This window comes from Pseudoalteromonas luteoviolacea (assembly GCF_001750165.1).
Classification (GTDB): domain Bacteria; phylum Pseudomonadota; class Gammaproteobacteria; order Enterobacterales; family Alteromonadaceae; genus Pseudoalteromonas; species Pseudoalteromonas luteoviolacea_G.
Window position 1 is genome coordinate 4,295,557 of record NZ_CP015411.1, and the last position, 23,391, is coordinate 4,318,947.

The window sequence follows — 23,391 nt, forward strand, 5'->3', positions numbered from 1 at the left end:
TAATGTAAAAACTGCCATTAAGCTGCCCTTAGACGGAGGTTAATTTGGGCTCTTTAATACATTAATTGACACGGTCACCGCTGCCACTCCCCGTCACCGTCATCAAAATGTACTTAAAGTAGCTTGTTAGATTTAAGCCATCTAACATCTGCTTGTCAGTTTTTGCAAGCAACTCAGGAGTCGACATATCAATTTCATTAACTTGAGAAAGCCCTGTAATGCCTGGCCTTGCGTCATAAATATTCTGTGCGTCTCTGGCTTGAGTCAGCTCTTCTTGGTTAAATAAACCAGGTCTCGGGCCAACTAAACTCATTTCGCCTTTAAGTACATTCCATAGCTGTGGCAATTCATCCAGCTTCGTCTTTCGCAAAAAACTGCCGAACCGAGTAATAGACGAACTGCTGGCCAGATGACTGGCAACCGAAGCTGTATCCACCTTCATTGTTCTGAATTTAACAAGAGTGAACGGTTTTTTGTTTCGGCCGACCCTTACCTGAGTAAAAATCGGAGATCCAGTATCAAAAAGCCCAATTATATAGAGAATTAGTAAAAATGGCATCGCAAAAATTAAGCCGAATAACGAGAAGAAAATATCGAGTATACGAATCATTATAATATCCTATCTTTGCTGCTTACATGCCAATTTAAAACCATGCTCAATGGAGTATGGCGGGCACCAGCCTAATGTATTTTTAGTGTGGGAGATGTCTACTTGCAAAGAACCTATCAACCTATCTACTACGTGCTCTTTGGACAAAATTTTGCCGAGTATTCTAAAACACCACAAAGGAATAGGGATAGTAAAATTTGATTTTCCTTGCACTTTTGCCATCATCGCAACCATTTGTGCCGTAGAAACATCTTCGTCGTCACTCACCAAGAAGATCTGACCAACAGCTTTTGGATGCGTGATGCATACTTTTATCAGGTCAACTAAGTTATATACCGACACTAAACTACGTCTATTACAATTTATCGCTCTAAACGGAAGAGGCAAGCCTTTGTTGACTAATGCCATAAGCGACGCAAAGTTCGCCTTTACGCCTTCACCATAAACTAGCGGAGGTCGAATAATCACGATTTGCAAGCCTGTTTCTTTGCCCAAAGCTAATAATTGTGACTCTGCTTCTGCTTTAGAGATGCCATAGGGATCTTCTGGGTCAGGCTTATCAGTTGAACTGAACGCAGCTCTGCCTGTGGTGCTTTCTCCATTCACCTTGATCGAGCTGACAAATACGAAGCGCTTCACACCCGCCTTTACCGCCTGCTTCGCAAGATTAAGTGTGCCAGCAGTATTCACTTCTCTAAATTCTTCCAATGGGTTTGCAGCGGTCTCACTCATGACGTGAACACGGGCAGCAATATGTACAACCACATCAACTGATTGCAATACCGAGGAATAATCAGAACTAGGATCTATATTTGCTTCTAGATATTTATCACATTTAGGCGCTGCCGAACGTCCAAGTAAATTAATCTCGCAAGACTCGTCTAGCGCATTCAACAAATGCCCCCCTACAAACCCGGAGTACCCTGTAATTAAAAGCCTGTCCATTAACGTCTAACTCGCTCTTTGTGTCTCTAAAAATTTAAAAAGGCTACTAAGGTACCAACGAAAATGCTTAGAAAAAACAGAACGATTTTTATATTCACCTTTATGTACTGCTTTAACGCCTTTTAAAAACTTAAGCGGCTGATTTTGTTGTTTAAGCCTGAAGCAAAGATCAACATCCTCGTAATACATAAAGTATTTGGAGTCAAAACCTCCAACATCCTCAAAAGCACTGAACTGAATACATAAAAATGCACCAGATGCCCAATCGACTGCTTGTTGATCTTGTAATTCATCTTTCTTATATGGCCTATTAATTGGCTTTAATAAGAATGGGTTGAACAAGTCTTTATACGTTGCAAAGTACCTTATTGAATTTTCTGGCACTGTATATTGCGTATCTTTAAATAAGTTCGGTGCATAGAATTGGTTCTGCCCTTTATTCAATTCGTTTGCCAACAACTTAAAGTCTTGTAACGTAATTTCGACATCAGGATTGAAAATGATAAACCAATCATCACCTTTTGCATGAAGTTGATCAGTTGCATAATCAAAGATGCTATTGTTATTATCACCAAATCCAAGCGGAGATGAACTTATGATATAATCGAAATTGTGCGCATCACAGTAATCACGCAAGCGATCATCCCCAATATTATCTTTTACAACCACATCAACATAATCTAACTTCGCGATTTCAGTTAGTTCGGTATTATTAGAAATATAATCGTAATGGCCATGAGAAACGATACCTACAATCAACTTTTGCATAGACTCTCCAGCATACCTTTCAACGCAGTGCGCCAATGTAATAAGTCACCACATTGCGGCTTCTCTAACAAGCTAAATTGGGGTCTGTGAGCTGGCGTTGGATAACTCACAGCAGGGATCGGAGCCACAGGGATCTTCTGACTTAGTAGACCTTGCTCAAATCCTATCTCTTGAATTGCTACAGCAAAATCATACCAAGATGCGGCACCTAAATCACTGTAGTGCTGCATTGGCTCCAATGTATCAATCGATACTAATTTCCATAGATATTCAGCAAGCCCTTTGGCATAAGTAGGGCTGCCCACTTGATCACAGACAACATTTAACGCTTCTCTCTCAGCCAATAACTTAAGCATCGTCTTAACAAAATTGTTGCCATGACAAGAGTATACCCATGACGTACGAACAATTGCAGAGTTCTCAGGGTAGATTTCTTGAATCGCCTTTTCCCCAGCTAACTTTGACGCACCATAAATATTGATAGGATTCGGCGTATCATCTGTTTTGTATGGCCTAGACTGTTGACCATCAAAGACAAAATCAGTCGATATATGAATTAATCTAATGCCCTGCTTTTTAGCCACTTGTGCCAAGTTAGCCACCGCATCGCCATTAATGGCAAATGCAGAATCTTGATCAGATTCCGCTTTATCAACCGCAGTGTATGCTGATGCATTAATAATCACATCAGGCTGTTCTTTCTCTACTACTGCTTGGACTGAAGTAACGTCTAATATATCTATATCACTTCTACCATACGCAATAGCTGTAATCTGCGCGGGACAGGTTGCCAATAGTTCATGAGCAACCTGACCATTCTTACCAATAACAAGCGTTTTCATTAGCTCTCTACACCCAAACGTTCGCGCTGGTAACTGCCATCCTGTACGTGCTGGCACCATTCAAGGTTGTCCAAATACCACTGCACCGTTTTTAAAATACCAGAGTCAAATGTCTCTTCAGGATGCCACCCAAGCTCTTTATTTATTTTACTCGCGTCAATTGCGTAACGAACATCATGTCCAGGTCTATCTTTTACGAAGGTAATAAGCTCTTTAAAATCAGATAAGCCATTTGGCTTATCTGCGATCAGATTGTTGAGGTGATCACAGATAGTGGTCACAACTTCAATGTTTTGCTTTTCGTTAAAACCGCCAATATTATAAGTTTCCCCGACTTTGCCCTGACTCACAACACGATATAAGGCCTTAGCATGATCTTCTACATATAGCCAATCACGTACTTGCTTACCATCTCCATAAATTGGTAGAGATTTACCTTCAAGCGCATTTAAAATCACTAACGGGATTAACTTTTCAGGAAAATGGAAAGGGCCATAGTTATTGGAACAATTTGTTATGACAACCGGCATGTCATAAGTACGATGCCATGCTCGAACTAGATGATCCGATGCGGCTTTAGAAGCAGAGTAAGGAGAGCTGGGCTCGTAAGGCGTCTGCTCAGTAAACAATCCAGTTTCACCTAAATCGCCATATACTTCATCGGTTGAGATATGATGAAATCTAAAGTTCGCTTTTTTAGTATCTACTAACTTATTGTAGTAACTACGCGCAACCTCAAGTAATTCATAGGTACCAACTACATTTGTTTGGATAAACTCACCTGGCCCATCGATTGAACGATCTACATGGCTCTCAGCAGCTAAATGCATGATGAAATCTGGCTGATACTTTTCAAACGTGTGCGCGACCAAACTACGATCGCAAATATCACCTTGCACAAAGTGATAGCGTTCATTACCTTCAACTGACTTAAGTGATTCTAAATTGCCAGCATAAGTCAATTTATCAAAATTAATAACTGTATTATCAGTTTCGTTAATTAAATAACGTACAAGTGCTGAACCAATAAAACCAGCACCACCTGTTACAAAAATTGTTTTACTCATCATATTCTCAGTTATTAAAAGTAAGTTGCGTTTTTAAACAACAATCCAGCTTCATCTTTGGCTGATAATTTTACTTGCTCATTTTCCGATATTGGCCACTCAATCGCCAGCTCCGGGTCGCTCCATAAAACACTCTGTTCAAACTCTGGTGCATAATAATCAGTGCATTTATAAACAAACTCAGCAGTATCACTCGTCACATAAAAACCATGAGCAAATCCCGCTGGTACCCACAGTTGGCGCTTATTTTCTTCATTCAACAAAACCCCAACCCACTGACCAAAGGTCGGGCTTTCTTTGCGCATATCAACAGCAACGTCATATACTTCGCCCTGTGTGACACGCACTAACTTACCCTGTGTTTGTTGGGTTTGAAAATGTAAACCACGCAAGATACCTTTGCTCGATTTGCTATGATTATCCTGAACGAATGTGACATCTGCTACGTTTTCACGAAACCATGACTCGCGAAATGTCTCCATAAAAAAACCTCGTTCGTCACCAAATACTTGTGGCTCTATGATTTTGACATCTGTTATTTTTGTATTGGTTAATTTCACGAGAAAACCTTTTGATTGAGTAAATTAAGTAAATATTCACCATAACCGCTTTTACGCAATGGCTCAGCCAGTGCTTTTAACTGCTCAGCGTTGATATAACCCATTCGATAAGCAATTTCTTCTGGGCAGTTGACTTTCAGCCCTTGGCGCTTTTCAAGCGTTTCAATAAATTGAGCAGCCTGTAACAGCGAATCATGAGTCCCAGTATCCAACCATGCAGTACCTCGTCCCATGATCTCTACGTTTAGCGTACCCTGCTTCAAATACTGCTCGATCACATCTGTAATTTCTAGTTCACCACGAGGTGATGGCTTAACATTTTTTGCATACTCAACGACGTTACTGTCAAAAAAGTATAAGCCAGGTACTGCATAGTTTGACTTTGGCTCTGTTGGTTTTTCTTCTATAGAAATAGCCTTACCTTGCTCATCAAACTCAACCACACCGTAAGCAGTAGGGTTGGCAACATGGTAACCAAATACTGTACCACCTTCTTGTCGGGCAGCTGCATTTTGCAGCGATTTCACAAGGTCATGACCATAAAACAAATTATCACCAAGCACTAACGCTGCATTGGCGCCATCAAGAAACGCTTCTGCAAGCAAAAATGCTTGCGCAAGTCCATCTGGTGATGGCTGTACTGTATACTCAATATTGATACCCCAGTCACTGCCATTACCAAGTAAATCAACGAAACGACTTTGTTCTTCAGGTGTTGTAATAATTAAAATATCTTTGATGCCGGCACACATTAAGGTACTAATCGGGTAATAGACCATTGGCTTATCGTAAACAGGCATGAGCTGTTTACTTACTACCTTAGTAAGTGGGTATAAGCGAGTACCACTGCCACCTGCGAGAATAATTCCCTTAATTTTCGAGTTCATATATTTCTGCAAACCTAAGTTAATTGCTTTCTATAAAACTAAGCAATAAATTATTATTAAGTAACTATAACAATATATAGTATATCGTGTAGCTTGCTCACAAACTAAAATACATAACATGTATAAGAATAAGAACATTCATTGTAAGAAAGAATGAAAGCAAACGAATTCTATGCACGACAAAAAACAATGGATAAATTATGAATGGAATCAGAAAAACGTAATATTTACCATTTGCATAATTAGGAAAGAAAAACACAAAAGAGACTATAAGTGTGATTGCAACCATTGATTGCAACACAATTTTTTCGTACTGCTCTACCTTTTTCTCTTGCAGCGTCCTATAAATTCTTCTCCCCATGAATAAGCAGGCACAACCAAAAATAGCGTATACAATAGGTGCTTTTAGATAAGCAGGAGTGAAAAATATTAATGTCATATAAGTAATTATTGGACGCAGTATAACTGGGTACTTTTCTACCAAACCACCACTTTCCAGCAAGCGATACATAGATTGCGATTTTTCAGCTAAAGGAGCGAAACCTTGTGTATAACCCAAGATGCTATAGCCTATAACATAGCAGAGCACAACTTGACCAAACATCATATAAACACAAAACTTCAGTCCAAATTGCTTATGTATATATGAGTAAAATATAAGCATCGCAACAAAAAGCAATACTACTATTCCATTTCCAAAATCTAAGAGCAAAACAATAGAGATTAGGCAAAACAGGATGGTTTTGTGTCGCCAAAATACAAAACAAAGCAGTGAAGTAATAAGCGTAAGCTGTTCAATTGAAAAAACACCTAGATAATATATTACTCCTGGGAAAACTAAGCTGGTAGCGAGTACACAATTCCTTTCGAAATCATCGGCTCTCTCTTCTTTGAACAGATAAAACACACTCGAAATTATCAGTGGAATGCAAAGAAACAACATCAACAACCACCTGATAACACGTTGTTCAAACTGCTCTGTACACGACATTTCATCTATATCTGCAGATGGAGAAGTTGCTGTTGCTTCAATTTTACAAAAAGAGGAGTACTGCATCTGTGAATATAATGACGAAAACCAATTATATGGCGACCATATAGAGTGTTCGCCTAAAACAAGCTGTTGTGCTCTAACATCAAAATCAGGTTCGTCGCCAAAAGGCAATACAGCTCTATAAGCACCACTCAAAATTACAAATAAAACTGCACATAAAAACGAATAGGAAACAAACCTTAACGTAACCATTATAGAAACCCTGCATTAAACGCTATAGATTTAGAAACAGATGCACTACTTAACATCTGCATTTTCACTTAAAGGTTTTAGAAGCTCTTGGTAAATAGATAAATATTTTTTTGCATTTTCATTCATATTGAAATTACAACGAGCAAAATCCAAACACCTTTCACCACTTTCCAAATTATACAATGAAAGGATACGTTCTTTTTCCAAAGATATATCTTCTGGGGAGTAGCTTACCCCTAAGTCATTCTCATTGAGTAATCTGGATGCTCCACCGCAATATTGATTACAAATCATTGGTAACCCTGCTGATAAATACTCTACGGTTTTAATCGCCAACAGTATCTTTCCTAACGCAATATGCAGGTTATTTTTTGGCGAAAAATACGCCATCAGTCCAAAATGTTGTGTGGATAGAATAGTTGCTAGCTCTTCTCTCGATCTTGAAGAAGTTAGTGTCATTTCACTTTCTGGAATATCATTAAACTTTGCTCGTATAGCCCCATGATCTGAGGTTGTAACAATTGTTAAATGCGTTTTTTTAAATAGCTCTTTTAATTTAGTATACAACTTATGTAATTCAGAGACTTTGTGCCAGCCCCCTTCATCCAAAGCACCAACATAACAAAACCTAATCACATCACTATCATATTTTTCACGCATAAAGCTAGAGGAAAAGGTGTCTGTATCGGCACTCAAATACACACATTGCACATTCTTAGCAGACAACTTTTGATAGTGTGTGCACATTTCATCTGAAACGCCAACGCTTAATTCGCACTTACTCAATAGCTCACCTTCTATACCTTTCAGAAAAAGGTAATCAGATGAGTTTTGAGCATAGTTATTTTTAAGCGCCATTTCTTCAGGCCACATATCCCTGCCATCAAAGACTATTTTATATTCAAACTGGTATCGTTCTTTTACTTTTAAAGCGGCCCATGCAGCGTGATAAGAACGGCAGTGCACTACGTCAGGCTGAATTTTACTAAACTTTCTGGCCAAAAACGTGTGGGAGATGCCATGAAAGTACGAAAATGTTTTACTGCTCGAATTCACGAATGTCTGAGGCGCAATGACAGGGATGCGACTAAACATCACATCACCTAGCCTTTGCTTGATCATTTGGATTTCTTTGGGATAATTCCATTTCTCCCGGACCATTCCACTATGAATAACAGGTACCCCTGAAATAAAATGAAACTTCCCGCGAGAATGGTTGGCAATTCTTTTAAACTGCTCAACGACTTGATTCCCGAAAACACCATATGAACGGGGGGTCTCCCCCCAAGTTAAATAAACAATACAGCTGTCTTTTAAAGGCATAGCATCGAGTCTTATTAGTTATTATTTGAATAAAGCTTAGGCATAGAATTAACAACCTTGATCACTTCTTCATAATCTAGACCTAGGACATCAAGGTACCACTTAATATTTGGATAACGAGGCTTATTCTCTTCTTTAATATATTCAAGAGCTTGTTCCCTTGTAATATCACCTTCTCTTATCTGATTTGATCTGAAAGTATCATGCTCTGTAAATCCAGCTACAGTGTAATAGACATAATTATAAAATGCCGCCGTAGCATCACCGATTCGCCACGTTGTAGGTGTATCTATCGCCTTTTCCCAATCATACTGTTCTAGCAGAGTAGAATCTATTTGCTGTTCGTCCCAGCGCCAGTAGTCAAACAAATGAAAGTAATCTTGCTTCTTGGTAAAGCTTCTGAAATATTCACCAGAAAGAGTGTCGAAAAGAGATGCGTTGAAATAATCTAGGCTGCCCATCATCGCACCAAAACGCTTTTTCTGGTAATGAAGCTGCTTCATTACGCCGTTTGTATAGACATGTTTGCCCTCAAAATCTGGAGCAATACCCAAAAACCCTGTTTTAAAATGTGTTACTTCAAGCGGGTTAACACCCCATAAATTTATATTTATGCCCGTTTGCTTCTTAACCGTCTCAACGTGTCTAAAAAAGTGTTTGTCACCTGCTGTGAGTAAACTCATCAAACCAAGATGAGGCGACTTAGTCCATGCTTTTAAGTTCTTCGCGACATTCTTTCTTTTCTGGTCAATATTTGCAGCAACAATGATATTCTCTACACCTAATTCGGCACACATCCGACTGATATTTCTACGCCCAAGATCTGTAACCATACCCCAGTCATATGTATACGTTATTGGCTTCATCTTCAGCTCTTTAACGATAAGATGTAAACCATAGCAGCTGTCACGACCACCAGAAAACGGAACGATACAATCCGGCGCACCATTTCTTCTATATGGTTCAACTAACTCAAAAAGTTGCTCTTTTGGTTTCGGCTGGTTACGAGGTTTGTATGAATTACAATAGTTACAAACACCTTCTTCATCAAAATGTATGAATGGCATTGTTTCAGGAAGCACGCATTTTGTACAACGCTTAATATTCGGCTCAGCATCATACTCAAGAAGCGCTTCTTTTTCTTTGTTAAAAGACAACGCAGGGACCAGATCTAATTTTCTTGATTGATGATCTACAACACTGCCCATGCTTTCGCTTTTAGGTATGTCTAAAACAACAGCTTCGTTAATTATTTTACGAACATTTGGCATGCCCAGTAGTGTCAGTGGGAAACTTTCAGATGAGAAGTAACATGTATTTCCTGACTGAGAAACATATAAGCTACCATTGTTTGAGAAGAGCAGAGCTTTTCCAAGCTTTGGAAATAAAATTGCACTCGCCACTACACCTTTACACTTGCTCAAGATCTCTTTCGGAATATCTTCTAAAGCGACTCCATTATCTAAACATTCAAGGGCGATCCCAATGATAACTTCAGAGTCAATTTGTTGTTTTCTCTCAACAGAAAGTTCAGGCCATAATTCATTATCGTTGACAATAATCCCGTTGTGGATTGCGATAATATCATCTCTCATAACAGGCTGATTGTCGCTTAAACCATTGGTAATTAGCCTACTATGCCCAAGCGCTAGCTTGCTATTATTCAGCTTAACTTGTTTCAATAATTTTTTTATATCGTAGTCAGCACGTACTGTCGAAAAACCGCTGTCATCGAACTTTACCAAACCACTTGAGTCTCGGCCTCGCTGTCTTGAGTGTTTTGCCAAAACCTCGATATGTCCCTTATCTATATTTTTATCGGAAATTATTCCAAAAATTCCACACATAATTACTCCCGCAGCGACTACATTACATTTGAACAAAAATCAACATAGAAGCTAGTTTACAACTATAACAATTTATATAGGTCCACTAGCTACTTTCTTAATCAATAAAAAGAGAAACTCAAAAAGTGTTCTCAACCTTAAAATGACGGCGGCTTACATAAATGAAAGCCTATATTTTAAAACAATAAATCATTTTTAATTTTGGCGTAGCCAAAGCAAGCTAAAACCCTCGTTGCTCATTTGAGCATGCGACATCGCTTGGAAGATGTGTAGCTCTATCCAGCACGAACAACCCCCTTCATCAAACCATTCTTTTTTATGTAATAAAATAGACATAAAGAAAGCGCCAAAACAATCAAAACTTTAACTATAAAAGCTGAAAGAGATACTACAACAACATCATGATTAACAAAACACACCATCAAAGACGATAATGTGATAATAACTACAGAGCTCAGACTATATGAAATCTCATAATGTTGATTTCCAAGTTTATAAAATAAAAGTAACAGTAATATTGAACTAATCAGCGTCGCATACGCCGCACCCAAAATGCCCCAAACAGGTATCAGCAAGTAGTTCAAAATGACATTTAATAAAGCTGATGACAAAGTTACGATTGAAATAAGCTTTGTTTTCTTCTTTATAAATAGGCCGGGGAAAAAGATATACATGCCGTTAATTAAAGAAGCAATAACCAGCACCGGTAAAACAGTGATCGCAGAGTAATATTCTTCACTACCAAACAACCAAACAACCTCGGGGGAAAACAATAATGCACCGACGCTTACAAATACAAATACCGGCATAAATAAGTTAAAGATACAAGAAACTTTTTCTGGTGTAGTTGGCTCATTACTATGTTTATAAATTAAAGGTGTTAAAGAACTTTGTATCGATGTCATTACCAATATAGAAATTAAGGCAAACCGACTGGCAAATGAATAATAACCCAGCTGCTCTGCATCCAAAAAGTGTAGAATGGCAAAACGGTCTAAATGGACCGCTATATACATTCCAATACCGCTCAATACTAACGGCGATGAAAAAAGAAGCATCGTTTTCAAAACGTCAAAATCAACCTTAAACCGGTACGAATTCTCTGATTTGTATATAGAAAATAACGTAGCAAAGAAGGCTGCAATAGAAGAGCTGAGGAACAAAGTGTCAAGTGTTATCTCGTTTGTGTATGAAAAATACGTAAGGCCGACTAAAAAAGTAGAGGCATTTATAAAGCCGACGGTCACACTTCCTTTCGGGTTTAATTCCCACTTCAACTGCCTCTGTGTCAGATGAAGTAAAGTCGTTACTGAGATATGCGCCAAAGCGACTAATATCGTCGATTCTTTACTCTCTGAAAACAATAACCTAGACAGGTCTGCTGCATAAATACTACAAATGGCCATAAACAGTAATGATGCAGTAAGTACAAAATAAAAAGCCGTGGACGTGTAAACTTCCTGCCTTTTCTTAGCAGTCAGCTCAGGATAAAACCTCGCACTTGCCTGCGTTATTTCTAACGTTATTAGGGTGTTGACTATAACCGCTATCATCAGGATATAGTCATAAAAACCAAACTGTTCAGCCGATAACTGACTCACGATTATTGGTAAAGAGATCAGATGCACTCCTTTTACCAATATATCGCCAATCAGATATATCAAGCTTCCTTTAAGTAACCCCCTAATCAACTCTCAATTCCATTTTCGGCTAGAACAGACTTAATATATTCAGAAGCTGCTTCATATGTGTGATAGCGCCTTACATAATCAACGCCCTTGTTTGCAATTTTTTCAATTTCATTGGGGTTGTCTAGTAAGTACTTGAGGTTATCGTAGATTTCCCAATACCCTGTTACTACCCACGCTCCTCTTTCATTTTGAGGTAAGCTTGTTTCTATCTCAGGGTTAGCTGACTGCAATACCGCACAGCCATTTGCCATAGATTCAATTCCAAACACCCCAGGTAAAAATGCGTAAAACTGATTTAGCACAATGTGAGAACTTTTTAAATGCTCTAACACTTCTGCATTACTGACATTTTGCAACTCAACATATTCAAACTCATAGCCTTTCATTTCAAGCTTTTTGACAGCGGCTCTGACCAACCCAGTTCCCTTTAAGAGGGGGCTTGAAGGTGCATGGAGCACTTTCAATTTACTCAAGTTTTCAAACTTACTGCTATTATTTGATATGAGGTCTTTGTTATACATATAAGGCAAAGGATATTGCTTACATTCTAAGTATGACATTTGATCGATAGGAGCGTTAAAGACAGCATCAGCGTATGCATCTGCTGATTGAGCCGCTTTTTTCTTTTTATTCAAAAATTTATCAGATAGATAATAGGGGTTTCCTGCACCAACATAGTCGACGAAATGATCTAGCCCTTTATCTTTACAATAGTCCAGCATTAATTTAGGGGCACGGATGTCATTTCCTAAAAACATGCATACAATCTTCTTTTCTTTAGATTTCAAAAATTTAAATTCAAAGTCTCTATCAAACAGAAATCCTGTATTCCACACATAAAGAAATTTATCGGAAGTATTTGCCAAGTACCCAAGCAAAATAGGCGCATACACACCTCTAATTGCATAAGACAGCAGCTTGTTCTCACAAGATATATGATAGTCATACTTCAATGTGTAATAGGGGTTTTTACTCAATGAAACCGTTTTCACTGGAGCTACAACATTGCCCAACAAGCTAATCATACTTGATATTTCATCTACGCCGACAACCCATTGTTCTTTATTCGTTTTAGCAAAAAATATTTTTGAAGCAAAAAAAGACATATAAAGCAAAAGTCGCTGAATAAAATGTATTATTATCATAAATCCATACCTACACAGTTTGCCGAGAAACGACATAACTGTATTTTGATGCCGCTTTAACTGAGTATTATTATCAACATTTAAAGTTAGAAAGTTAAACTGCTTCAACAAACGAAAACAGTCATTCAAGAAAATAAAAGTTAACTGTCGTTGCTGACACCTAGCTTGACCTTTATCGATTTAATAATTTGTGAAGCGTGCATCTTCTCACCTTCAAATTCAACAACTTCAAGTATAATTGCAGTATTTTCTCCGCAGATAACGTAAACGCGTTCAGAGTCAATTTTGGCAACTTGCCCAGGTGAACCATAATAAGTGCAATCAAACACCTCTGCTTTCAGTATTTTTAGCTGTTTGCCATGTATATAGGTATACGCACCAGGATTAGGTTCAGCACTGGCGCGGATCAAACATCTAACATCATGTGCGTTTTTCATCCAATCTATCAAACCATCCGTCGGGAACCTCTGCGCACAGTATGTTGCGAGGTGGTGCTGCTGCTCATATGGTTTAACCTTTCGGTCAATGATAGCCAAATAGTTTTCTTCCAAAACATCGATAATTTTATTCTCGATTTTTTCCCTAATAGTAGATAAATAATCTTCTTCGAGAAGCTTCACGCGGCCCTGTGCCCATATAGGTCCATCATCCATTCCTGGAGTTAACGTGAACACAGAGAAACCAACATACTCATCTTTATTGAGAACAGACCAAACAAGAGGTGATCCCCCCCTGTATTTAGGTAGAAGAGAATTGTGTATACCGATAAAGCCAAAGGGAACTGAGTTCAAAGTACTTTCGTCAATCAACCAATACCAATCAGCAACTATGCATAAATCAGCTTGATAACTTCTAAATATCTCTTGCGACTCTTTTCGGTTATTAGCTACTGTTAGTTCAATAGACTCTTGATTACAAAAATTTACGAACTGCTTATAATTAGTTCTGCTATCTGTTCGATCATCTATTGTAACAACACCAACTAACACTTCTGGTGAAAGGCCATAAATCGTTTTTAATACTCTTAGGCCCTGCTGTTTACTCCCTATAAACAGAACTCGATTTATCTTACTCAACAGTTGACTCCAAATGTGCCCATAAAAATTAAAAATAAAGACATAATGACTTTTTATATATTGACGTAATAACAATGAATAAAATACGATGTTGCATCGCACTTTATTCATAAGTCAAATTACTAGCTTTCTATTTTTATCTAGATTCAATAGAAAGGAGCATCTATCTAGGGTTTAAACAATTATACCGTCGTTTTCTAGGTGTTTAAGTCTTCTTTCGGATTCTGTTTTTAAATAAGAAGTTACCATCTCAGGCATCGTCGCACCTTCATACGCCCATATGACCGGATGTAATAAGATTGAGTACTTATTTCTCTCTTCTTTCTCTAGCCATAGCTCTGGACAGCCATCTCTCCATACACGATTTGAATCAGAAAGATATTTAATTTCTCCAAAGAACTTCTCTTGGTAAGTGCTATAGAAAGATTTGTAAGACTTGTTCAATACTGCATTTGGTGGATTATGAAATGATACTTCACTTTCAAAAACTCCCTTTCCAAAGAAAGACTCCAATACCAACAGATCTTGATGTACTTTTTCTTCCACAAACTCATCTGAAACTTCCGCATCTCTCGGAACACCTAGATCGCAATGAAGTGCCACTTTATGGTTCAAGCTTTTTAACAACTCAACAGTCTGCTTTCCTTCCTCGGTGAGTAGGTTATAAAACACACTGTTAAACATTAAGAAATATGTTGATTTGATACCTTCTTCGGCTTCAATTTTTGCCATTCTTCTTACTGCGGGGAGTTCAATATCAATATCATGTCGCCACAGAATAAATTTGTCAGAATGATCCTCTTCACCATAAAAAATTGGAGAAAACCCATTTTCAAGCGTTTTTCTATACAACTTTCTTAGCCTGTTTTCAGAAAAGTCTTGGGCACTATCCATTTATTATATCTCCTATTTTTAAGTCTAAATCAGTATCATATTTCGTTAATAACACTGCACCTCCGCGACATTTAACAGCAACTTCTTTTTGCATGTTACTTGAAACGAAGATTACCTCACCTGGTTTCGCTTTAGCAGACATCAAATTGTCACCAAAGTCTTGCGCTTCCCAAATCATGATTTTACTTTCGCCAAATAATGTATAAGCACCGGGGTAAGGCTCAGTAACAGCACGCACTAATCGGCAAATATCTTCAGCTGGTTGGTTCCAATCTATCTTTCCATCCTCAGGCGTCCTTTTTGGATAGTGATATTCCTCACCAACCTGCGGATATACAGGGCATGTCCCCGCTCTGAGCTGAGGAAGGAATTGCGCGATCAGATTAGCTTGAGCCATTGCTGTTTTATAATATACAGAACGACATGTGTCATGAGGGGTAATATCGTAAATCTCGAAGCCGACAATATCACCATCATCAATGCCTGGTGTAATTAAAAACATATGAAGGATGAACCTATTCCGGCCTTCGATAATACTCCAGTTTATAGGTGAGCGCCCTCTTCCCCAAGGTAAAAAATTCGCCGAACCATGAAACCCTATACATCCACATGTTGAGAGTTGAATGATGTTTTCCGGAATCAGTCGCTGCCAGCCTAAAACAATGATAGCTTCGGGCTTCAGCCCTTCTACCAATGCATAATCGCGTTCGTTCTTCATCGAGTATTGCTCGGCATATAACAAAGGTATGTCATGCATTTTTGAAAACGCTTCTAAACATACCCAGTTTGTAGTACCAGCCGCTTTTGCTGTATCCTCGGAGATCGTGATCAAGGCATCAACCTTCCCCCCCTTTGCATACAAGCAATTCAATGTATCTAAGGTTTCTTCTAGACAACCAATTACGACAACCGACATCGACCTATCCCCTTTTAAACTTTATTCCGTGAAAGAAGCATTTCTTGTTCATGACAAATAAGTTCTAATAGCTGCACAAACTCGAGATACGTCAACACCGTCGTAGCACGGTAAAGTAATCGTATTGTCTTCTAACCACTTTGATACTGGCTGAACTTGGTCATACTTATTTTGAAAATAAGTGGTACCACTTAAACAGTAAGTGCCAATTGTTGATTCAATATTATTTGAGTTTAGAAAATCAATTAGCTCATCACGGTCTGTATTTTCTGGCACAGTAAAAACCAAAGATTGAATATTGTGATAAGCATTTTCATGCGCCTTTTGGCGTTTCATACCTACCACTTCTAATTCATCCGAGAACTTTTCTGCTATTGCATTTCTTTGTTTGGTTATCTCATCAAGCTTTAAGACTTGCTTCCATCCCATTAAAGCCTGTATCTCACTCATGCGATAATTAAAGCCAAAATCGACAAAATCAAACACCTTACCTCTAAGGCCTGAAGCTCCATGATTCAATTTAACGTCAAACCACTTGGCGTATTCTGAGTTATTAGTCAGAATCGCACCACCTTCACCTGTAGTAAGCAGTTTACGAGGGTGGAAGCTGAAACAAGTTAAATCAGCAATAGCACCTACTTTATCACCATCAACATCGCTTCCAATCGCACAAGCAGCATCTTCAATAAGAGGGATATTGAATTCCCGACAAATTGATAAGATATCTTTGATACCTGAAGGATTCCCTAAAGCATCAACAAAAATTACAGCTTTAACGCTCTCATCCATTTTGCTTCTAAGATCATCAGGCGACATGTTGTAAGTCTGCTTATCAACATCAATAAAAACAGGTATCGCTTCTAAATCTTCAACAACATTTGCTGTCGCAGGGAAAGAGAAATCCGAAATTGCGACTTTATCCCCTTTTTTTACACCAATCGCTTTTAAACACATTGTCAGTGCAGTAGTGGCAGAAGTCATTAAGAATGCATGCTTAGCCGAAGTATAAGATTGCAGTGATTCGACAAACTTTGCTACATGCTGCCCTTTAGTTAACTGTCCAGAATCAAATACTTCTTTCAATTCTTCAGTAACTTCCTCATAAGAGATATATGGTTTTATTAGCTTTATTCTTTCGTTCACGTTACTTATCCGAAAATTGTACTGCATACCAGTCTAGTGTTTTCGCTAGACCTTCTTCAAATGGTGTTAAGTTATAGGAGATAAGTGTTTTAACCTTTTCATTACTCGCATTATGAGTCAAAACATCAGCGCCTCTTGCCTCTTTTCTAACAAGGTTACCTGTATAGTTGTAATGACTAATAATTTTATCGAGCAAGTCTTTGACTGAGCAGCAATTATCAGTAGAGATATTCACACTTTCGCCTTGAGGCATAACTGTAAACAGTTTTGCTACAGCATCTACGGTATCTAATACAAATATAAAGTCCCTGCTTTGCAGCCCATCTCCGTGCAACTCAGGCTCTATAGCGTTATGAATTCTCCACGCTGTGATCGGAATGATGCCCGCAAGCATGCCTTTGTGATTTTGCCTAGGGCCATAATTATTAAAAGGCCTTACAATGAAAGCATCTACATCAAACATGTTTACATAGCTTTCTACGGCCAAATCGGCCGCGGCTTTTCCTGCTGCGTATGTAGTTGTTGGCGCTTTTGGATGCGCTTCATCCATTGGCTCATAAACAGCTGTGCCGTAGACTTCTGAAGTTGAGAAATGGCAAAGCGTTTTAAATTTACCTTGTCTTTGCAGCTCTAAAAGATTGACTGTGCCCGTTACATTTGTAGTAAATGCATTTCCAGGATTAATAAAAGAATAGTTAAGCGCTTTCGTTGCCAAGTTAAATACAACATCCACGTCATGTGCGTTGAATATGTATTCTAGACTGTCTTTATATTCTATGTCTTCTTTATAGAAAATAGCACCTTTAGAAACAGCTTCTTCTATATTATCTTCTGAACCTAAAAATAGGTTATCTACAATAATAACTTGCTTTGCACCATCCGAGATTAAGCGATCAACTAAATGACTACCAATAAATCCTGCACCGCCAGTCACTAATACCGTCTTATTTACATAGCTTTCTCTAAGCATTGTTTATCTGCTCCAAAATCATTTCACTTACTCTCAAAGATTCAACACCACTTTCAATATCAGGCACATTGACTGGTGAATTACCCATACAAGAAGCAACAAAAGCCTGGTGCTCACTTAACAGAGCTTCTTGGGGTACAACCTGTATTTGCTGCTCTAAAGATGACACAACATACGGTCTATCTTCTTCTTTACTATGAGACGATTGGGTATGCATCACTAGTTCTTTTTTCACTAACTCAGCATCGATATATGCATCAGCCGTTGTAACCTGAATGGAGCGCATTTTCTTCTCTGTCATTCGACTTGCGAGAACACGAGATAGTGAACCATTTTCATGCTGTAAAAGTGCAGATGCAAAAGCAACTAGACCATTTTCTCTTTGCCCATAAGCCACTACCTTTTCAACTGGACCATTCAAAAATAGTGCTAAGTCAATATCATGGATCATCAAATCAAGTACGACATCAACATCTGTAATTCTAGAACTTAAACGATTAGTTCGAGTAAAGTCAGCGTTAAGAACTTGCTTTGATTCTAAAACCCGCTTCAACTCCGTAACTACTGGATTAAATCTCTCAATAAAGCCACATTGAACAAACATACCGTGTTGTTCTGCGAGTGCTTTGATTTCTAATGCTTCTTCAAGTGTTTCAGCTAAAGGTTTTTCAATGAAAACGTTTTTAACTTTACCTGCACACAATTTAAAGTACTCAAAATGAGTACTAGTCGGTGTTACAATAACAACCGCATCTGCACCTTCGATTGCCTCTTTGGCATCTGTCGTGTACGGAACACCATATTGTTCAGAAAGCTTTTTTAGTGAATCTTCGTTAAAATCAAAAATATGCTTAACTTCGACATCTTTTAGCATGCTCAAAATACGGAGATGATTCTTCCCCATATTTCCAACACCTAGAATAGCTGCTTTTATTGGCATAACTTTATTCCCTCTATGAAACCTTATTACCAGCTTTGTCGACCTTTGCGACAACTCGAGCTGGATTACCCATTACCAATGAATACGGAGGTACGTCTTTTGTAACAACAGAGCCTGCAGCTACCATGCAGTACTCACCAAGTTCCACGCCACATACGATCGTTGCGTTGGCACCGATACTCGCGCCACAACGAACTAAAGTCTTTGTAATTTGCCAATCTTGGTTAAAAGCACGTGGAACCTTATCGTTTGTGAAACAGGCGTTTGGCCCTACAAACACATCATCTTCTATAGTGACGCCCTGATATACCGAGACTGAGTTTTGTATTTTGCATCCGCTACCAATACTTACACCAGCATCAATATAAACATCTTTAGATAAAATGCAGCCTTCACCAATAGATACGCCTTCCCTAACTTGAGCATTAATCCAAATTTTGGTTCCTCGGCCTATGTTGGCGTTAGGACTTACATTTGCCGTAGGGTCAATATATGCCTCAATATCCATTACAGTTCCTTGATTAGCTTACAAATATGTTCAATCTCTTCATTGCGTAAATAAGGGTGCATAGGTAAGCTAAATACTCTTTTCGCAGCAAAAGAAGACACCTCAAAATCATTTGACTGATAGCCTAAGGATTCGAAAACTTTTTGCTCGTGAAGTGGGATAGGGTAATAAACAGCCACAGGAATATTATTACTCTTCAAGTGTTCCATAATCTGAGAGCGATGCTCTTCACTTTTTGCCATCAATGTGTATTGTGCCCAAGCACTTACATACCCGGCTTGCACTGAAGGTACTGTTAAACCTTCAATATCTCTAAGTTGACTAGAATATGACTCTGCAACACTCTGTCGCTGTTCTATTTCTGTTTCAAACACTTCTAGCTTTGGTAATAGCACCGCTGCCTGAATGGTATCAAGACGACCGGTCAAACCGAGGCGAACATTTTGATATTTGTCTTCACCTTGACCGTGTACTCTAATAGACTTCAACCTTGCAGCTGTCTCTTCACAATCAGTGAAAATTGCGCCACCATCACCATAACAACCTAATGGTTTAGCAGGGAAAAATGAAGTACAGCCGATATCAGATAATGAGCCGGCTCTTTTACCATCAATAGCACCACCGAAGCCTTGAGCAGCATCTTCAATGACGATTAAATTATGTTTCTTTGCAATTCGATTTATTTCCGTCGCATCAGCTGGAAGGCCAAAAAGGTCTACGCTGATGACGGCTTTAATTTTCCCTATATCTGTACAAATACTGTCGTGAATTGTTGACTCTTTGTCCGCAATTGATGTTAGTGTTTGCTCAAGTTTCTCAGGGGAAATATTGTAAGTATCTTTATCAATATCAACAAATAATGGGGTCGCACCAACAAACTTAATTGCTTCTGCTGTCGCTATAAAAGTAAAAGGCGTTGTGATGACAACGTCACCTTCACTGATGCCATATGCCATTAATGCCATTACTAGAGCATCTGTACCTGAAGAGCAAGACACACAGTATTTGGTCCCTGCGAATTCAGCAAGCTTTTGCTCCAATTCGATTACCTCTGGGCCCATCACATATTGCCCATGGTCAAGGACCTTATGGATATTACTATCAATTTTTTCTTTAAGTTGGGAATACTGTGTTTTTAAATCAATGAATTGCATTTTAAACTCTCTGTTAATAAGCTTTAATCTGTTTCAATTGTGCCATCAACAAGCTTATATACTTGTCCTGTATGTGCACATTCAGTTGTAGCATTACCTATCAAAGGCAGATCAAGTTGTTCTCCAAACTTACTTATCCAGCCTATTTGCTTTGCAGGGACTCCAACCATTAATGCGAAAGGTTTTACATCTTTATTAATGACAGCTCCCGCGCCAACTAATGAGTATTCACCTATCGTGACACCGCAGACAACCGTGCAATTGGCACCTAGCGTAGCGCCTTTTTTCACTATCGTGTCGCGGTACTCTGTTTTTCGTTCAATAAAAGAGCGTGGGTTATAAACGTTTGTGAACACCATGCTAGGACCGCAAAACACATCATCTTCCAAATATACGTTGTCGTATACGGACACATTATTCTGTACTTTGACATTGTTCCCTATAGTAACTTTATTCCCGACAAAAACGTTTTGCCCAAGTGAACAACCTTTACCAATCTGAGCCCCGCCACAAACATGCGCAAAGTGCCAAACTCGAGTGTCATCACCAATTTGTGCACCATCATCAATTATCGCACTTGCATGCACTTGGTAGTTCATAAATTAAAGTACCTTTGTTAACAATGGGTGAGCTTTATCGCCGGCATCAACAATATCTTGAACTCGTATGTTTTCTACCGTTTCAATGGCAATACGGTTTTCATCCACACCAAAACCGTTTCCTGCTAAAATATGCTGGTAACTTTGAGTATGTAAATCTGTGAAACCGCCAGAAAACTCTAACTCTTCAGTCGAGTTGCCGTCATTAATTGTAATGCTACGATAAGTCAGCTTTTCGCCTTTAACTGCGTTTTCCGGCAGATTATTCGCATCAATTGATAAAAACCATTTTACACGAGCTCTCTCATACTGAAGGTAACCACTCGCTGTTTTTTCATCGCGATAATGTACTTCATTGCTTTGCAATTCGCCAAAAATAAAGTGCAGCATATCGTAAAAATGCACACCAATATTTGTTGCCACGCCACCAGACTTATGATCAAACCCTTTCCATGACTTCATATACCACTTACCACGTGAAGTCATATAAGTAAGGTCTACATCAAACACCTTATCCGCTGGAGCCGCTGCAACTTTTTCTTTCAATGCGATAATTGAAGGGTGTAAACGTAATTGCAGAATTGAGTTTACTTTTGCACCGTACTTTTTTTCATACTCTTTAAGGATATCCATATCTTCTGAGTTAAGAACCAATGGCTTCTCGCAAATCACATCTATGCCATTTTTAAGCGCATATTTCATATGTGGAGCGTGAAGGTAATTAGGGCTACAAATTGCGATATAGTCTAATTTGCGACCTTGCATTTCTTGATCTTCAACAAATGCTGTAAAGTCTTCAAACTCGGTAAAAAACTCAGCTTCAGGGAAGTGGCTATCCATGATGCCAACTGAATCATTCACATCCATCGCTACAACCAGATTATGACCGGTGTCTTTTATGGCGCGAAGATGACGCGGAGCTATGTAACCTGCCGCTCCAATTAATGCAAAATTTTTCATAACTTAATAATCCCCTAAAGTCTTAAATCTGCTTCTGATGGTTTTAATACATGCTTCACGTCATAAAGAACGTGATTTGCTTTACCAAAAGATCGTAACTTTTCTTCGCCCATTTCTTTTAACTCTGAATGATCAACGGCAAGTACGATGCCATCATACTTTCCTTCTTCAAGTTCATTTATAAGCTCAATACCATACTCGTGTTTAACTTCATCCGAATTAGCCCAACCATCGTAGACATCAACCGACATATTGAAGTCTTTTAATTCATTGACAATATCAACAATTTTGGTATTGCGAACATCAGGGCAGTCTCCCTTAAATGTAAATCCGAGTATCAGTACTTTTGCTTCATCGATGTGAATTTTTTTACTTGAGAGCTTCTTAACTAATTGAGTGGCGACATACTCACCCATACCATCATTTATGCGACGACCTGCTAAAATGACTTCAGGGCGGTAACCTACCTCTTGCGCCTTGTGAGTTAAATAATAAGGATCCACGCTGATGCAGTGACCTCCGACCAGTCCAGGTTTAAACTTCAAGAAGTTCCATTTTGTTCCAGCCGCATCGAGTACCTCTTCAGTATCAATTCCTAAGCGGTTAAATATTTTTGCGAACTCATTTATAATCGCAATATTCAAGTCTCTCTGAGTGTTTTCAATTACCTTAGCAGCTTCTGCAACTCTAATAGAACTGGCTTTATGCGTACCAGCGTCAATTATCGAACCGTACAGCTTATCCACAAAAGTGGCCACTTCAGGCGTTGACCCTGAAGTAATCTTCTTAATTTTTGTTAACGTGTTTACTTTATCACCAGGATTAATACGTTCAGGTGAATAACCGGCAAAAAAGTCCTTATTAAACTTCAGACCCGATACCTTTTCGATAATTGGCAAGCAAACTTCTTCAGTCGCACCTGGGTACACCGTTGACTCAAAGATCACAATGTCGCCTTTTGACACATAATCCCCTAGCATCTGAGATGCATTTTGCAAAGGAGTAAGATCCGGCGAGTTACTATCATCTATTGGTGTCGGTACCGTAACAATATAAACATTTGCACTTTTTAAGTCTGATTTAGAACAAGAAAACTTCAATTCAGTTGCAGCACGCAAATCAGCGTCTGAAACTTCAAGAGTAGAATCATGTTTGTCTTGGAGCTCCTCAACCCGGGTTGAGTTTATATCAAAACCTAACACATTATATTTCTTTGACAACTCAACACTTAATGGCAGCCCTACATAACCAAGGCCAACGATTGCGATACGAGTATCTGAATTTGGAAACATCATTATAT

Annotated in this window: 23 protein-coding genes; all 23 read right to left on the reverse strand. The window is 38.7% G+C overall.

Features of this window, described 5'->3' with window-relative positions:
• Positions 1-61 precede the first annotated feature (61 nt).
• The gene (locus S4054249_RS18495) at positions 62-610 is read right to left on the reverse strand and encodes a sugar transferase (RefSeq protein WP_046355689.1); all 549 of its coding nucleotides are present in this window, start codon (positions 608-610) and stop codon (positions 62-64) included.
• Between the two features lie 9 nt (positions 611-619).
• Positions 620-1,555 carry a UDP-glucose 4-epimerase family protein gene (locus S4054249_RS18500; RefSeq protein WP_046355690.1) on the reverse strand — a complete coding sequence of 312 codons (936 nt, stop codon included), beginning with the start codon at positions 1,553-1,555 and terminating at the stop codon, positions 620-622.
• Between the two features lie 6 nt (positions 1,556-1,561).
• Positions 1,562-2,323 carry a glycosyltransferase family 2 protein gene (locus S4054249_RS18505; protein WP_046355691.1) on the reverse strand — a complete coding sequence of 254 codons (762 nt, stop codon included), beginning with the start codon at positions 2,321-2,323 and terminating at the stop codon, positions 1,562-1,564.
• The gene (rfbD, locus tag S4054249_RS18510) at positions 2,311-3,165 is read right to left on the reverse strand and encodes a dTDP-4-dehydrorhamnose reductase (RefSeq protein ID WP_046355692.1); all 855 of its coding nucleotides are present in this window, start codon (positions 3,163-3,165) and stop codon (positions 2,311-2,313) included. The genes S4054249_RS18505 and rfbD overlap by 13 nt, the downstream gene beginning before the upstream one ends.
• Positions 3,165-4,232, reverse strand: coding sequence for a dTDP-glucose 4,6-dehydratase (gene rfbB / locus S4054249_RS18515; RefSeq protein ID WP_046355693.1), 1,068 nt, complete (start codon positions 4,230-4,232; stop codon positions 3,165-3,167). The genes rfbD and rfbB overlap by 1 nt, the downstream gene beginning before the upstream one ends.
• 14 nt (positions 4,233-4,246) lie before the next feature.
• Complete coding sequence (gene rfbC, locus S4054249_RS18520; RefSeq protein ID WP_046355694.1) at positions 4,247-4,792, reverse strand: dTDP-4-dehydrorhamnose 3,5-epimerase; 546 nt, start codon at positions 4,790-4,792, stop codon at positions 4,247-4,249.
• Positions 4,789-5,679, reverse strand: coding sequence for a glucose-1-phosphate thymidylyltransferase RfbA (rfbA, locus tag S4054249_RS18525; RefSeq protein WP_046355695.1), 891 nt, complete (start codon positions 5,677-5,679; stop codon positions 4,789-4,791). Before rfbA ends, rfbC begins: the two co-directional genes overlap by 4 nt.
• Before the next feature lie 97 nt (positions 5,680-5,776).
• A complete protein-coding gene (locus S4054249_RS18530; RefSeq protein ID WP_046355696.1) occupies positions 5,777-6,925 on the reverse strand; it encodes a hypothetical protein in 1,149 nt (382 codons plus the stop codon).
• A 45-nt stretch (positions 6,926-6,970) separates the two neighbouring features.
• Positions 6,971-8,047 (reverse strand): hypothetical protein, encoded by a 1,077-nt coding sequence (locus tag S4054249_RS18535; protein WP_046355697.1) that lies wholly within the window; start codon positions 8,045-8,047, stop codon positions 6,971-6,973.
• 215 nt (positions 8,048-8,262) lie between these two features.
• On the reverse strand, positions 8,263-10,095 hold the full coding sequence (locus S4054249_RS18540; RefSeq protein WP_046355698.1) for a glucosamine 6-phosphate synthetase: 1,833 nt from the start codon (positions 10,093-10,095) through the stop codon (positions 8,263-8,265).
• 275 nt (positions 10,096-10,370) lie between these two features.
• Positions 10,371-11,723 (reverse strand): oligosaccharide flippase family protein, encoded by a 1,353-nt coding sequence (locus S4054249_RS18545; RefSeq protein ID WP_235611272.1) that lies wholly within the window; start codon positions 11,721-11,723, stop codon positions 10,371-10,373.
• Positions 11,724-11,782: 59 nt separating this feature from the next.
• The gene (locus S4054249_RS18550) at positions 11,783-13,042 is read right to left on the reverse strand and encodes a glycosyltransferase (RefSeq protein WP_145925050.1); all 1,260 of its coding nucleotides are present in this window, start codon (positions 13,040-13,042) and stop codon (positions 11,783-11,785) included.
• Positions 13,043-13,071: 29 nt separating this feature from the next.
• Entirely contained in the window at positions 13,072-14,007 is a 936-nt protein-coding gene (locus tag S4054249_RS18555; protein ID WP_046355701.1) for a methionyl-tRNA formyltransferase, read from the reverse strand.
• 174 nt (positions 14,008-14,181) lie between these two features.
• The gene (locus S4054249_RS18560; RefSeq protein WP_046355702.1) at positions 14,182-14,901 is read right to left on the reverse strand and encodes a hypothetical protein; all 720 of its coding nucleotides are present in this window, start codon (positions 14,899-14,901) and stop codon (positions 14,182-14,184) included.
• Positions 14,894-15,817, reverse strand: coding sequence for a methionyl-tRNA formyltransferase (locus S4054249_RS18565; protein WP_046355703.1), 924 nt, complete (start codon positions 15,815-15,817; stop codon positions 14,894-14,896). Before S4054249_RS18565 ends, S4054249_RS18560 begins: the two co-directional genes overlap by 8 nt.
• A gap of 48 nt (positions 15,818-15,865) precedes the next feature.
• Complete coding sequence (locus S4054249_RS18570) at positions 15,866-16,960, reverse strand: DegT/DnrJ/EryC1/StrS family aminotransferase (protein WP_196764518.1); 1,095 nt, start codon at positions 16,958-16,960, stop codon at positions 15,866-15,868.
• 1 nt (position 16,961) lies between these two features.
• Entirely contained in the window at positions 16,962-17,930 is a 969-nt protein-coding gene (locus tag S4054249_RS18575) for a GDP-mannose 4,6-dehydratase (RefSeq protein ID WP_046355705.1), read from the reverse strand.
• Positions 17,923-18,870, reverse strand: a complete 948-nt coding sequence (locus S4054249_RS18580) for a Gfo/Idh/MocA family protein (RefSeq protein WP_046355706.1) — start codon at positions 18,868-18,870, stop codon at positions 17,923-17,925. Before S4054249_RS18580 ends, S4054249_RS18575 begins: the two co-directional genes overlap by 8 nt.
• Positions 18,871-18,883: 13 nt before the next feature.
• Positions 18,884-19,378, reverse strand: a complete 495-nt coding sequence (locus S4054249_RS18585; RefSeq protein ID WP_046355707.1) for an acyltransferase — start codon at positions 19,376-19,378, stop codon at positions 18,884-18,886.
• Complete coding sequence (locus tag S4054249_RS18590; protein WP_046355708.1) at positions 19,378-20,532, reverse strand: DegT/DnrJ/EryC1/StrS family aminotransferase; 1,155 nt, start codon at positions 20,530-20,532, stop codon at positions 19,378-19,380. Before S4054249_RS18590 ends, S4054249_RS18585 begins: the two co-directional genes overlap by 1 nt.
• A gap of 23 nt (positions 20,533-20,555) precedes the next feature.
• The gene (locus tag S4054249_RS18595) at positions 20,556-21,131 is read right to left on the reverse strand and encodes an acyltransferase (RefSeq protein ID WP_046355709.1); all 576 of its coding nucleotides are present in this window, start codon (positions 21,129-21,131) and stop codon (positions 20,556-20,558) included.
• Positions 21,132-21,134: 3 nt separating this feature from the next.
• Positions 21,135-22,091: a Gfo/Idh/MocA family oxidoreductase gene (locus S4054249_RS18600; RefSeq protein WP_046355710.1), complete on the reverse strand. Its 957-nt coding sequence runs from the start codon at positions 22,089-22,091 to the stop codon at positions 21,135-21,137.
• A 14-nt stretch (positions 22,092-22,105) separates the two neighbouring features.
• Positions 22,106-23,383, reverse strand: a complete 1,278-nt coding sequence (locus tag S4054249_RS18605) for a nucleotide sugar dehydrogenase (RefSeq protein WP_187301405.1) — start codon at positions 23,381-23,383, stop codon at positions 22,106-22,108.
• Positions 23,384-23,391: the final 8 nt, after the last annotated feature.